Annotated in this window: 10 protein-coding genes and 1 pseudogene; 6 read left to right on the top strand and 5 right to left on the bottom strand. The window is 35.6% G+C overall.

Translation table 11 applies throughout. The features are described from left to right. Positions 1-2: 2 nt before the first annotated feature. Together IPK14_24600 and IPK14_24595 are read left to right on the top strand one after the other, a co-directional pair. On the top strand, positions 3-3,299 hold the full coding sequence (locus IPK14_24600; GenBank protein MBK7996431.1) for an NAD(P)-binding domain-containing protein: 3,297 nt from the start codon (positions 3-5) through the stop codon (positions 3,297-3,299). An 81-nt stretch (positions 3,300-3,380) separates the two neighbouring features. Further along, on the top strand, positions 3,381-4,046 hold the full coding sequence (locus IPK14_24595) for a hypothetical protein (GenBank protein MBK7996430.1): 666 nt from the start codon (positions 3,381-3,383) through the stop codon (positions 4,044-4,046). A 7-nt stretch (positions 4,047-4,053) separates the two neighbouring features. Here the strand turns inward: IPK14_24595 and trpS are convergent, their stop codons facing one another. The 3 genes from trpS to IPK14_24580 all read right to left on the bottom strand — a co-directional run bounded on the left by trpS (position 4,054) and on the right by IPK14_24580 (position 6,564). Continuing rightward, positions 4,054-5,022, bottom strand: a complete 969-nt coding sequence (trpS, locus tag IPK14_24590; protein ID MBK7996429.1) for a tryptophan--tRNA ligase — start codon at positions 5,020-5,022, stop codon at positions 4,054-4,056. 92 nt (positions 5,023-5,114) lie between these two features. Continuing rightward, on the bottom strand, positions 5,115-5,897 hold the full coding sequence (locus tag IPK14_24585; GenBank protein ID MBK7996428.1) for a hypothetical protein: 783 nt from the start codon (positions 5,895-5,897) through the stop codon (positions 5,115-5,117). A 61-nt stretch (positions 5,898-5,958) separates the two neighbouring features. After that, on the bottom strand, positions 5,959-6,564 hold the full coding sequence (locus IPK14_24580; GenBank protein ID MBK7996427.1) for a response regulator: 606 nt from the start codon (positions 6,562-6,564) through the stop codon (positions 5,959-5,961). Positions 6,565-6,731: 167 nt separating this feature from the next. Between IPK14_24580 and IPK14_24575 the strand changes: the two genes are divergently transcribed. Both IPK14_24575 and IPK14_24570 read left to right on the top strand, forming a co-directional pair. Next, a complete protein-coding gene (locus tag IPK14_24575; protein ID MBK7996426.1) occupies positions 6,732-8,297 on the top strand; it encodes a YifB family Mg chelatase-like AAA ATPase in 1,566 nt (521 codons plus the stop codon). A 125-nt stretch (positions 8,298-8,422) separates the two neighbouring features. Beyond that, positions 8,423-8,974 carry a DNA-binding protein gene (locus IPK14_24570; protein MBK7996425.1) on the top strand — a complete coding sequence of 184 codons (552 nt, stop codon included), beginning with the start codon at positions 8,423-8,425 and terminating at the stop codon, positions 8,972-8,974. 11 nt (positions 8,975-8,985) lie between these two features. Here IPK14_24570 and hisB read toward each other — a convergent pair whose 3' ends face one another. Together hisB and IPK14_24560 are read right to left on the bottom strand one after the other, a co-directional pair. Continuing rightward, a complete protein-coding gene (gene hisB / locus IPK14_24565; protein ID MBK7996424.1) occupies positions 8,986-9,576 on the bottom strand; it encodes an imidazoleglycerol-phosphate dehydratase HisB in 591 nt (196 codons plus the stop codon). 16 nt (positions 9,577-9,592) lie between these two features. Next, positions 9,593-10,327, bottom strand: coding sequence for a DUF2071 domain-containing protein (locus tag IPK14_24560; GenBank protein MBK7996423.1), 735 nt, complete (start codon positions 10,325-10,327; stop codon positions 9,593-9,595). Positions 10,328-11,146: 819 nt separating this feature from the next. Between IPK14_24560 and IPK14_24555 the strand changes: the two genes are divergently transcribed. After that, positions 11,147-11,860, top strand: a complete 714-nt coding sequence (locus IPK14_24555; GenBank protein MBK7996422.1) for a carbonic anhydrase — start codon at positions 11,147-11,149, stop codon at positions 11,858-11,860. Positions 11,861-11,929: 69 nt separating this feature from the next. Then, a pseudogene (locus tag IPK14_24550) lies at positions 11,930-13,491 on the top strand (SulP family inorganic anion transporter). Positions 13,492-13,554 lie beyond the last annotated feature (63 nt).

Raw genomic sequence — 13,554 nt, 5'->3', positions numbered from 1 at the left:
ACATGAGTACAGAAGCGACAAAATTTGTAATCAAGAGAACGGATTTGGACAATGACGATCTAGTTATTGAAAGCGATAGCCTGACTATAGGGTCAGCTTTAGGTAATGATATATTACTTAATCATCCAACTGTATCTCGTACCCATGCTGGTATTTGTAAAATTGATGGAGCTTACTGGGTTAAAAATCTGTCTACTTCTAATGGAACAATAGTTAATGGTGCGCTAATTGAGACTGTACAACTAGAAAATGATGATGCAATACAAATAGGTGTATTTTTACTAAAACCAAAAATTGATGATGAAGATGGTTCTCTATATTTAGAAGTAGAAAAGCAAATTGATGCTGTTTCAGCAGGTAATCGTGGAACACAAATGATAGGCGGCCCTATGCAGGCTCAGGCTAGTGGTAAAACTGCTATGCTTAACCCTGACTTGTTAAAAATGCTGGGTATTCAATTACCTGGTATGCCTGGCTCGCCTCCACCCGCAGCAGGTAAAGGCGCAGCAAAACAAAGTGCTACACAGTTATTAGGTGTAGCCCGTATGCAGCGCGGAATGACTGGTTTGCTTAGCTCCATTATGGCTCTACCACAGGATGAGCAACAAAAATTCCAACAAACTATGGATGCTTTTTGGGATAGACGTAAGCTAGCTGAAACTGGCGGCGAACAAAAAATGGCAGATATCTCTATTCTACGACCTAATAAGCCAGATCCAGAGTATGAGAAATTTAATCTTCACTTAGGAAAAAAACAATTTAACTGGTTGCCTACAACGGATTTAGTCCGTCCTTGGCCTCGCGGCTATCTAGGAACTTTAGGAATAATTATTATCTTACTAGCAACAGGTTTGAGTTTTGGTTATGCCAACTTCCTTTCACCTGGTGAAGTTAGTGCTGCTCATCAGCTAAATGAGTTTAATCGCCAACAATTTTTACCTGGTTCTAAAGCTTTACTGGCTTCTAACAATACTGTAGGAAATAATTGTAATTCTTGCCACTCTGCTACTACATCAATGGAATTTAAGTGTAAAAACTGCCATCAAACAGCACATTTTACACCTGATGTATTTCCAGAACATGCAAAAGCCAATATTAGCTGTATGGATTGTCATACAGAACATAAAGGACGCGCTTTTAGTCGAGCAACTGTAGCACGTAGTATGTGTGTTGATTGCCATAAAGCTAATCCAACACATCCTAAAGCCAAAGACGCTAAAGGAAATCTATTAAAAGAGCCTCATGGCGGTAATTTTGGCTATCCAATAGATGATAATGGTAATTGGACATGGAAAGAACCTATAAATGAGTTCATGAAAAAACAATTACCTACAGATGAACCATTAACAGAAAGTAGTAAGTTCCACTATGTGCATTTGGCAGGTCGTGAACAAGGTCGCGCTCGTTGTACTGATTGCCATGAATCTTTAGATACTCCTGAACTAGCCAAAAAGATAGATAAAAATAATTGTGCTGTCTGTCATGGTGTTCAATTTGTAAATATTAGCAATAAAGATCCTAAAGAAGCAGCTAAAGTCCTAGACCAATTAGCAATTAAAAATGGTTTAGATTGTAATTCTTGCCATCCTCAGCATGGTGTTAGTAATGATTTAAGAGTTGCTCTACGTCCTGTTACTGGTAAAAAGCTACAAACTGGCCGAGCAGAATTACCTATTTACACAGCAGATAGTGTTTATCGTGGTGGTAATGCTTGGAGTTGGACATCATTTGCTGCTCGCTTTGGTGGAATGCCTTTTTCTGGCTGGTTACTTTTCTTTAGTATCATTCCTTTAACAGTTCTTGGTTTCTTAGGTGTTGATACTATAAGACGACGACAAGTACAAGAAAAACTAAAGGGTAAACTAATAGATCTTTCTACTCAAAAGGTTTGGGATCCTTCAAGCATTAAGTATGCTCAAAAATGGGAATCTCCTGATCAAAAGAAACGTGCAGAAGATTCTTCTAAGACAAGACCTGTACCTCATCCTGTAATTAATTTTGAAACTTGTATAGGCTGTCATGGATGTATATTAGCTTGTCCCCAAGACGTACTAGGATTTGATGACCAAGAACACCATGCCATTGTAGTCAATTTTGAACAATGTATGGAAGACACAGGTTGTCAATTAGCTTGCCCTACGGCTCCACAGTCTTGTGTACTTATTAATACTAAGAAAAATATTCGTGAAGCTCCTAAACCACTTCGTAAAGGCCCTGGAGAAGGCTTTGAAACAGAACACGTTGCTGGTGTTTACCTAATTGGTGACGTTTCAGGTGTGCCATTAATCCGAAATGCTATTAAAGAAGGTCGTGTAGCTGTAGATAAAATAGCTGAAAAGGTTAAGGCTGAAGGTAAGGGTGGGGCTGATTATGATGTAGCAATTGTTGGTATTGGGCCTGGTGGTATTGCTGCCGTTGCTCGCGCTGCTGAATTAGGACTTTCCTACATTGCACTAGAACAAGGCCGTAAATATGCAACTATTGCTGATAAATACCCGGCTGGTAAGTATGTTGCATTTAACCCATTTAACCCTGGTGATCCTCCTTTAGGCGCAGTACGCTTAGAAGGCCCAGGCGACTTAAAAGAAAAAATGTTAGGTTGGTGGGATGAAGCTGTACAAAAGTTCAATATTAAGATTAATGAATATGAAGGTGTAAGCGAAGTTGTCCCACAAGATGGAATCTTTATTGTAAAAACAACTAAGAATCCTACTGGTTATAAAGCACGCAAGATTGTTCTAGCTTTAGGTACTGCTGCGGCTCCTCGTAAGCTTGGTGTAGATGGTGAAAAAGAATTTGAAGCAACTAAGATTCTAAATCGCCTACAAGACCCAGCAGAATTTAAGGGTAAGAAGATTGTTGTTGTTGGTGCTGGTAACTCTGCTGTTGAAGCGGCTGTAGACCTAACAGGTAAACGTAAAGAAGATGGCACTGTTGTCTTCCCACCTCCAGGTGAAGGAAATGAGGTTTCTTTAGTTGTTCGTTCTGACTTCCCGAAAGACTTAACCTTAGAAAATAAGATGTGGGTTTACTACTGTATTGACCAAGGTAGAATGAAAGCTTACTTTGGCGCAGGACTTAAACAAATTAAGGAAAAAGAAGTAACCCTACAAAAGATTCGTGGTGAGCAAGTCATTGGTACTATTCCTAATGATGTTGTATTTGCTATGATTGGTAGCGAAGCACCTAAAGGTTTCTTGGAAAAAATTGGTATTAAATATACTGGTTGGGATAAGAAGAAAGAAACTCCTAAAGATGCCCCCAAAGATGGAAAAAAAGATGCTAAACCTGCCAAATAATTAACTTTAACCACTTAGGACAAGAAAGGTTTTATTCTTTCTTGTCCTTTTTAATTTGCAATTAACTTTTATGAGGTTTTTATGACTGACCAATCTAATGAAGAAAAAGTTTCTTTATTTGAAGCACAAAAAATAATTACTGAATCATTAGGCTCTACACCAGACAAAGAAACTTTATTAGAATGGATCAAACTTGGTTACTTAAAAGGTGAAGAAAAAGGTTCTGAAATTTATATTAATCAGGAATCTATAAATACCTTACTAGAACAATTACCTAAAACTACAGATAAAAAACGTCCTCCTAGACTAGTTTTACACGCTGTTGATATTTGGCGGCGTGATGAAGATAAACGAGCAGTTGCTGTAACATTATCATCAAAAGCTGCGGTAGTAACTTCAGAAAAAACTTGTGATGAAAACAAAGACCAAATGCTAATAGCAGCAGTTCAAGCAACACTAGCAGCTATAACAGAAATCCTAGGCGATAAGCTACTATTTGAGCTAGTTCAAGTTAAACATCATTCACTAGAAAAAATTGAACAATCTATGGTAGCAGTCTTATTAAAAGCGGGCCAACAAGGTTCAATGCAAACTCTTTCTGGTGTAGCAATGGCAGAAAATGACTCTTTACCTCTTCAAGCAGCGGCAAAAGCAACGCTTAATGCTCTTAACCGCACCCTTTCAGCTTATATTACACCTCAAAACACTTGGCGAGACTTTGTTAAAAGATTTTTACCAATTTCTTAACCTTCTATTAATCAATCCCACAAGCTTTGCGAGCGGCTTTTAAGGTTTTGCTTGCTTCCTCTCGCGCTTTAATTGCTCCTTTTTGCAAAATTTCTTCTACATAAGCTCGATCTTTTGCTAATTCTTTTCGCTTACTGCGGGCAGGAGCAAAATAGTCATCAATTTGCTTAAGTAAAGTTTTCTTTGCTTCTCCATAACCATATCCACCAGCTAAAAACTTTTCACGCATTTCTTCTTTTTCTTTTTCATCAGCAAAAAGAGTATATAACTGAAAAATAATACTATTATCAGGATCTTTTGGAGCTTCAACAGGTGTTGAATCTGTAACAATGCCCATAATTACTTTTTTTAGTGCATTTCCTTCAGCAAAAATCTCTATAGTATTGTTATAGGATTTACTCATTTTCTGACCATCCAGGCCCGGAACTTTAGCTGTAGAATTTAGCTTTGCTTCAGGTCGCTTAAATACTTCTTTACCAAAAGTAGTATTAAAATAACCTGCCATATCTTGTGTCATTTCAATATGTTGCACCTGGTCAGCACCAACAGGAACTAAATCTGATTGATAAATTAAAATATCTGCTGCCATTAAAACTGGATAAGTAAATAGCCCTACTTTTGCAGCAATCCCTTTAGCAATCTTATCTTTATATGAATGAGCGCGTTCTAAAAGCCCCATTCCCGTTACTGTAGCAAGTAACCAAGCTAATTCTGTTACTTCTGGAACATCAGATTGTCTAAATAAAGTAGCTTTTTCTGGAGAAAGCCCAAGTGCAAGATAATCTATTGCAACATCCAATGTTAGGTTTCTTAATAATTCTGCATCTTGTACAGTAGTCAAAGCATGGTAATTAGCAATAAAATAAAAGCCTTCACCTTGATCTTGTAAGGCTATATGCTGTTTAATAGCACCAAAGTAATTTCCTATATGTAATTTACCTGATGGTTGAATACCAGAAAGAATACGTTTTTGCATAATTTACCTTGTTGAATAGAATTAGCTAAGTTATAAAGCTAAAAAATAAGCTAAAAAGAAGTGTGTTATTAATTTTTAGTTTTGAAAATTATTTAGGATTTTTTCCTTTTTAAGTCAAAATCCATAAACTCTGTTAGACCTTTTAGACCTGAAGTAGCAGCAAATCCATCTATTGAATCGCTTTCTTCATCATCATAATCGTTTGAACTATCGTCTTGTATTTTATCGCTGTCCATTAAAGTAGATGATATTGGCTCATTATCTGAATATTGCTCATATCCAATGGACTCTGCTGGATTCATCCAACTACCAGTATTAACCCCTAAAATATCTTCGCTTATAGGTGATTCTAAGCTGCTAGAAGGCATTGGTGGTAGTGATGGTGGTGGTGGCGGTGGTGGTGGAGTAAAATCTCTTTGTTTTGCTGGCATAGCTGGCATAGCAGCTTGGTTTGGAGCTATCGCTGGTGGTGCTACTGGTGCAGGTCTATTTTTTACAGGTGCTGCTACTGGTGTAGAAACTACTGGTGCAGGAGTAGATGAAAATGATGCAGGTGCTACTGCTGGTGGCAAGCTTGGCTGTAAGGCTGGCGCGACTGGCACAGCAGCAGGAATTTGCATAGCTGGCATTGTGCCAGAATTAAGAATTTCTCTAATATCTAATTGATAATCTTTACGGAAAATAGCTGACATTCTTTGTTGGTAGAAAGTTTCCCATTCTACAAGAAATCTAGCTTGGATATCTGGAGGAAGTAAAGTGTTAATGCGTACTTGCTTTACTTTTTCAGCATAAATTAATTGTAGAGTAGCTAATGCTTCTGACTCTAAGGTAAGTTCGGCTTGTAGTTCTTCTATACTTTTTTTTCTATTTTCCATGTGGCCTATTATATAAATTTAATTTTGATAATCAAGTAGCTTTTAATGCTAACAAATTTTACTAAATATCTTTGATTTCTTGATCTAGTTGTTTTACTAGTTTAGCAATTTTTTGTGCTAGATTTTCAATAGTTTGCAGTCCCTCAGAAACATCTTCTGGTAAACGATGGCGTAAAAGTAAAGTAGTACGACCTAGCACACCTGTTAAAGGATCTGTAATATCTCTTTGTAAAACCTTAATTATTTCTTTTAGTGAATCATTACGATATCTTAATTTATCTTGTAAACTTTTTACCCTCATTGCAGCAGTAATTCTTGCTGCTAATTCTGCTCTGTTATAAGGCTTACTGATGTAATCATGCGCACCTGCTTCAAAACCTCTTATTTCATCTTCTAATTTGCGAAGAACCGTAATTAAAATTATTGGAATATGGCTAGTTTCCTTGTTTTCTTTTAATTGATAACAAACTTGGTAGCCGTCCAGGTCTGGCATTACAACATCTAAAACAATAACATCTGGTTGTTCTATTTTCGTTAAACTTAAAGCTTCTTGACCATTAGTAGCTTGAATAACCTGGTAATTCATTTGCTCAAAACACATCACCAAATATTCACGCGCATCTTGGTCATCATCAACAACTAAAATTTTTTGGGTTGGCACTTTCATAGCTTTTAGTATACTTTAGCCCAAAATCTGCGGCAATAAAAGTCTCTCTTTTGCCTAAATAAATCTTTTTATTGCATCTATACCTATCTAAAAATACACCCTCTTTAATAAACCTTTTGTAATTCCAATCAACTTTTAATCTTAAGTATATTTTGGAGAATAACTTTATGTCTTTATTTAAAACCCTTACTGCGGCTGTTTTTGGTATAGAAGCATCACTAATAGAAGTAGAAATTGACCTACAACTTAAACCAAAAGAACCAGAACAAATAGCAACTTTTACAATGGTAGGGCTACCTGATACAACCGTTAGAGAAAGCCGAGAACGTATCCGAGCAGCTATTAATAATTGTGGCTTTTTCTTTCCTCAACACAGAATTATTGTCAATCTTGCCCCTGCCAATGTTAGAAAAGAAGGTTCTAGCTTTGATCTACCAATTGCACTAGGAATTTTAGGTGCTAATGGTGAAATTTCCAAAATGGATTTAACAGATACCTTATTTTTAGGTGAACTAGCCTTAGATGGTCGTATTCGCCCGGTTCGTGGGGTGTTGCCTGCAACAATTAAAGCTCGTAGTTCAGGACTTAAACAGATCTTTGTTCCAGTAGAAAATAGCCATGAAGCTGCTGTAGTCGAAGGAATGGCTATTTATCCTGTTCAATCACTTAAAGATGTAGTAGTAATACTAGAAAATCTTGCTAAAAACGACCCTGCTAACGCTATAAATCCATTAAGCGTTGACGCAGCAAAACTACTTTTAACTAATAATAAATATGATCTTGATTTTCAAGAAGTTAAAGGACAATCTCATGTCAAACGAGCCTTAGAAGTAGCTAGTGCTGGTGGACATAATATTTTATTAATTGGCCCGCCTGGATCAGGAAAAACAATGCTTGCTCGGCGAGTTCCTACAATTCTTCCACCTCTAACATTTGAAGAAGCCCTTTCTATAACTCAAATTCATAGTGTAGTAGGGTTAGTTAATGGCGGTGGTCTAGTTGCAAAAAGACCTTTTCGCTCTCCACACCATACAACAAGCGATGCCGGTTTAATTGGAGGTGGAACAGTTCCAAGACCTGGTGAAGTTTCTCTAGCCCATTATGGAGTATTATTTTTAGATGAACTGCCAGAATTTGCTCGAAATGTACTAGAAGTTTTACGTCAGCCAATTGAAGATGGGCTTGTCACTATTAGCCGAGCTAGCATGTCACTTACTTTTCCCTCTAACTTTATGCTTATCGCTGCTATGAATCCTTGTCCTTGTGGTTATTTTGGCTCGCCAACTAGAGAATGTAAATGTAGCCCTATGCAAATACAACGTTACGTAAATAAAATTTCTGGCCCTCTGCTAGATCGCATAGATATTCATATTGAAGTACCTGCTGTAAAGTTTAAAGAACTTGAAACAGCAGATGTAGATAGCTCTAATTGTATTCGCAGCCGTGTAATTGCAGCTAGAAATAGACAAATAGAGAGATTTTCTAGCAATTCTATTTTTGCTAATGCCCAAATGAACTCACAACTTATTGCAAAGCACTGCAAAATAAGCAATAACGCTAAAACTATATTAGAACATGCTCTTAATCGCTTAGGACTCTCTGCAAGAGCTTACGATAGAATTCTTAAGGTTAGTCGTACAATTGCAGATATAGAAGGAGCATCAAACATTGACACTCATCATATTGCTGAAGCAATTCAATACCGCTCACTTGATCGTAATTATTGGAAATAAAATCTTTGCCTATTGCTTAAAATCAGTCAAAACACTTTCCATAAGAATCTTAATGAGAGTTAAGATTCTTATAAATTTAATTTTTTGAAGGAATGTTAATGCACAAAAATATAAAAATACTTTTTATGTCTATTGCCTATTTGCTACTTTTGGCTAGTTTTGAAAGCCTTTCTTTTGCTCAAGGTAAAATCCTTGACCTAGGTGATAAACCCAAAGAAACTGACCCAAATAAAGTTACTAATTTTGCACTATCAAAAAGCTCTAAAATCTATGCTTTAAGACTCAAACCTCAACAAGATGTAAAAATTGCATTAGAGCAGTTTGCTAAGGAAAATTCCATTAAATCAGGTTTTATTGTAACTGCTGTAGGAAGTTTACAAGAAGCAACCTTGAGACTTGCCGATCAAAAAGATCCTGTTAACTATAATGAAAAAATGGAAATTGTATCGCTAGTTGGAACTATTTCCCCTAATGGTGTTCATTTTCATGTGTCGCTTGCTGATAAAACTGGCAAAACCTTTGGCGGCCATATGTCTGAAGGTTGCAAGGTTTACACTACCGTAGAATTATTTATTTGCTCTTTAGATGATGTTATTTTTTCCAGAGAAGACGATCCGCAAACAGGTTTTAGAGAACTTGTTGTTAAACCAGCCTTAAACCAAAGAATAATGGAATAAAAAATTTATTCTTAAGTTAAAGTGCCTTTAGTGGATAAAGTCCCTTCAATCCTTGGATTTATCCTTGTTGCAGCAGACAAAGCACGAGCAGTAGACTTAAAAATCGCTTCTAAAATATGGTGTTGATTACGTCCATAAATTAATTCAATATGAATATTTGCTCTAATTGAATCAGAAAATGAATGCCAAAAATGTTCTGCCAATTCTACAGCAAATGTTCCAATTATTGGCCTTATGGGAGCAGCATTATAAACTAAATAAGCTCTTCCTGAGAGATCTACGACAGTACGAACTAAAGTTTCATCCATCGGGACGTAAGCCACACCATAGCGTTCAATTCCTGTTTTATCCCCTAGCGCGTGTGCAAAAGCACGGCCTAAAGTAATTGCAATGTCTTCTACTGTGTGATGATCATCAATGTGTAAGTCTCCTTGGCAATTAATCTTTAAGTCAAATAAACTATGCTTAGCAAATAACTCCAACATATGATTAAAAAAGCCTATTCCAGTAGAGATTTCTGCTTGTCCTTGTCCATCAAGGTTTAGGCTAATTTTTATGTCTGTTTCTTTTGTTTTGCGGGTAACTTTGGCTTGTCGGCTCATTGTTATTTTTCCTATTTTATTTAGTTGGGGCTTTGCCTACTTGATAGTTGCAACCTCGGTTCCATTGGTAATTAATTGGTTCGACTTTATAACAAACAATTGGGCTAACATTTTTATCCTTAAAAAAAGCCCAGTTAGCACTTTTAACATTAATTAATTGATAATGCCAATCTTCTTCACGTCTTTTTATATGAATTATATTTGCGCTTCCATCAGCATTTATAGCAATTCCATTAGGCTTATATTTTAGAAAATCGCCTGCAAATTCTAGTGAAGGAAAAATGCTATTTTCAGGAAGTTGAGCCTTAACATTAGGCTCTAGCATCACTTTGGCAGGAGCATCCAAAGATTTAATGTTGATACTTATTATTTCTGGCTTACGTTCAATTTCAATATCTGTTAGGTGTAAATTAAAATTCGTTAGCATATTTCCACCTAAAGCAATCAATCGATTATCGCAATCACTTCTTAGAAAATATAGCCCTTCAATAGCTTCTTGTCCTAAGGGCTGAAACTTAACATAAAGACGATAGGCAATATGCCAATAATCTAGCCCAAAAATAGCAGGTATATATTTAGGACGCATTGACTGGATATGAGAAACAACCACATTCCAAAAAGCATAGCCCTTGTAAGTAACTAGCGATAAGTTAGCAGGAAGTAAATTTTCTACATCAGCTATTTTGGTTTGATAAGTAAATAGCCAACATTGATCCAACCTTCCAACCATTGTTATAGGATTACTAGCCATTAAACTACCTCAAAACTTAAGAAAAATCACTGGCTTTTAATAAGTTTAAATTATTTTTTATATTATGAAGCAAACAAAAGATGTTTCAAATGAAGAAATAATAAATTCATAGTAAACAAAGTTTTTCCTAAATGCGAAATACTAAATATAAAACAATTATAAAAATAATATAAACAGCAGAACAAAGGACAAAATTAAACCGGAGTTTAATATTGCCAGATTTATAAAGTTTTTTTACTATTGCTAGGCTAAATCTATAAATATTTATAGGTTAGTTGTTAAAACTTTTTATTATTTTTAACAGAGTGTATTTAACAGGGTAGTAACTGGAATAAATATAATAACAAAATCCTCTTACCGTGAAATTGAATACCTACTAAAAGTTTGTAATTTAATAAGCTTTAGTAGTCTCTAATAAATAAAGTTTTTGGTGATGGTTAAAATAGATTAGGCAAAAAGCCGTTTGTTATTTACAGCAGATATAACTTGGACAAAAAATTTAATTTTCAATTTCTACTCTAAATTAAAATAAAACCAACCAACCAAACTAAAAGCTGCATCATACACAAAAACACTCTAAAAATTATAATTAATAACAAACTACATAAATTACTAAACAGCTTTCTTTCAAAAGAAACCTGTTGGCTATATTTGTTGCTGTTACTTGTTGAGTAGAAACAAGTTAATAAAGATCGACAAAAATATCACGGTATTTTTATGTAGGCTAGCGTCATTTCCCGTTTAAAACAGACTACTTTCTAGTAATGACGCACCTTAAATTAAGTATATAAATATTGATTCTTAAGGAGAATTATGTATATGGAAGCGTTAGTTCGAGGCATTCATCATTTTCAAACAACCGGTTTTAATGAAAATAAAGATTTATTTAAGCTACTTTCTGAAGGGCAAAAACCTGATACTTTATTAATTACTTGTTCTGACTCTCGTATTTCTGTAGAAATGCTACTGCAAACCAAGCCTGGAGATCTTTTTATTTTACGTAATGCAGGCAATATTATCCCTGCTTTTGGTGCAGCACATGGTGGAGAGGCTGCAACTATTGAATATGCTATTAAAGCTTTAGGAGTTGCTCATATTGTAATTATGGGCCATTCAAATTGTGGAGCAATGAAAGGCTTACTACATAGAGAAGATCTAGGAACAATGCCGCTAGTAAAAGAATGGTTAGAGCATGCTTCAGCTACTTATGAGGTAGTAAAAGATTGTTATAGTGATTTAGAAGGAAAAGATTTGCTAAATGCGACAATAAAAGAAAATGTACTAGTTCAAATAGATAATTTACGTACTTATCCAGTGGTTGCAGCACGTCTAGCTAAAGGGCAATTAACTTTACATGGTTGGATCTATGAAATTGAAACAGGCACTATTTTAGCCTTTGACCCAAATGAATCACATTTTAGCCCTATTACATCACAAAAAACTTTAGGTGTTAAATCACGCTATAGATTTATTGATGATGACAAAGAAAATTCCCTTAGCCCAGAAAAAGCAGAAAAAGCTAACAACGGGTAACAAATCAAAACAAGCGCATTTGAAATATATATTGACAATATTTTGGTTAAAATTTTTGGAGAATAATGGATGAAAGCACTAAGTTTTCAAAATGATTTTTCGCGTGAACATGCAGGCAAAGATGTTCTTGCGTCAATAGTGGTAGTACTAGTAGCACTACCATTATGTATGGGTATTGCTGTTGCTTCAGGTGTTCCACCCGCACTTGGACTTATAACAGGTATTGTTGGGGGAATTTTAGTTGGTTTTTTAGCTGGCGCACCGCTGCAAGTAAGTGGCCCGGCAGCAGGATTATCAGTTATTGTTTTGGAAATTATTCAAACATATGGGCTAGAAAGACTAGGAATAATTATCCTTATAGCTGGTTTGTGTCAAGTTGTTGCAGGGCTTTTAGGTCTAGGACAATGGTTTCGTGCCGTTTCTCCTTCAGTAATTCATGGAATGTTAGCAGGAATTGGTGTGTTAATTTTTTCTAGCCAATTTCATGTAATGGTAGATGATGGGCCCAAGGGCAATGGATTAAAAAATATTATTTCTATTCCTGAAGCTGTTTATAAAGGCATTATCCCTTTGGATGGTTCAACGCATCACCGTGCTGCTTTAATTGGTGCAATTACTATTGTTGTAATAATCCTATGGAATATTTTTGCTAAAAAAATCAAAATGGTTCCAGGCCCATTAGTCGCAGTAGTAATAGGAATGACAGTAGCTAATCTACTAGATTTTCCTATTAAATATGTAGAAATTCCTAGTAGTCTAGGTGATGTGGTGCAACTCCCAACTTTGGATGTATTTAAGTCTATAAGTAGCAATATTTTTATTGCTGGTGCATCAGTAGCTTTTATTGCTAGTGCAGAAACCTTGCTATGTGCTGTAGCAGTAGATCAAATGCACTCAGGCGCACGCACTAATTATGATCGAGAACTGCTAGCACAAGGTGTTGGAAACAGCATTTGCGGTGCTTTAGGTGCAATACCTATGACAGGTGTAATTGTACGTAGTGCTGCTAATGTTGAGGCAGGTGGTAAAACACGTCTTTCTGCAATCTTACATGGTGTTTGGATTTTATTATTTGTTTTGTTGCTACCAGGAGTTTTACAAAAGTCCCTACAGCAAGTTTAGCTGCTATTTTAGTTTTTACAGGCTACAAACTAGTTAACTTTAAGAAAATGAAAGAATTATTAACTTATGGCAAAAGTGAGTTTGCTATTTATATAGTAACAATGGTTGCAATTGTTGCTACTAATCTTTTAGCAGGCGTTATAATAGGTTTTGCTTTGTCAATGGCTAAGCTAATTTATATTCTAACTCATTTAGATGCAAAGCTTATAGTTTGTAGTGATAAAAAGGCTGCTAATTTAACACTTCAAGGTAGTGCTACATTTATGAAAATCCCTCAACTAGCAGCACTTTTAGAACAAGTTCCTGCTGGTGCTGAACTTCATGTTTTCTTCAAAAAACTAGATTATATTGACCATGCTTGTCTAGATTTATTATCAAATTGGGAAAAACAGCATCAAAGTTCCGGCGGTTCAATGACTATAGAATGGGAACAATTAGAAGCTAAGTTCCATAGTCGGCGTATGACTGGCGCACTAGTTATGCCAGAATCCTTAAAAAATACTCCTTAGTTAAATTAAATTTAAACTTATATAAAAAGTGAGGGAAAATGCCCTCACTTTTCTATTTTATAA

Source organism: Blastocatellia bacterium, assembly GCA_016713405.1.
GTDB lineage: Bacteria > Acidobacteriota > Blastocatellia > Chloracidobacteriales > JADJPF01 > JADJPF01.
The sequence above is the reverse complement of the archived record's forward strand: the minus strand, read 5'-3'. Positions and strand labels throughout refer to the sequence as shown.

Bases quoted from the DNA above. Each gene is read 5' to 3' on its own strand.
- trpS (MBK7996429.1), bottom strand. From the start codon at position 5,022: ATGCAAAAACGTATTCTTTCTGGTATTCAACCATCAGGTAAATTACAT.
- IPK14_24570 (MBK7996425.1), top strand. From the start codon at position 8,423: ATGTCTATTGCCTATTTGCTACTTTTGGCTAGTTTTGAAAGCCTTTCT.
- IPK14_24555 (MBK7996422.1), top strand. From the start codon at position 11,147: ATGGAAGCGTTAGTTCGAGGCATTCATCATTTTCAAACAACCGGTTTT.
- IPK14_24585 (MBK7996428.1), bottom strand. From the start codon at position 5,897: ATGGAAAATAGAAAAAAAAGTATAGAAGAACTACAAGCCGAACTTACC.
- IPK14_24595 (MBK7996430.1), top strand. From the start codon at position 3,381: ATGACTGACCAATCTAATGAAGAAAAAGTTTCTTTATTTGAAGCACAA.
- IPK14_24575 (MBK7996426.1), top strand. From the start codon at position 6,732: ATGTCTTTATTTAAAACCCTTACTGCGGCTGTTTTTGGTATAGAAGCA.
- IPK14_24580 (MBK7996427.1), bottom strand. From the start codon at position 6,564: ATGAAAGTGCCAACCCAAAAAATTTTAGTTGTTGATGATGACCAAGAT.
- IPK14_24560 (MBK7996423.1), bottom strand. From the start codon at position 10,327: ATGGCTAGTAATCCTATAACAATGGTTGGAAGGTTGGATCAATGTTGG.
- hisB (MBK7996424.1), bottom strand. From the start codon at position 9,576: ATGAGCCGACAAGCCAAAGTTACCCGCAAAACAAAAGAAACAGACATA.
- IPK14_24600 (MBK7996431.1), top strand. From the start codon at position 3: ATGAGTACAGAAGCGACAAAATTTGTAATCAAGAGAACGGATTTGGAC.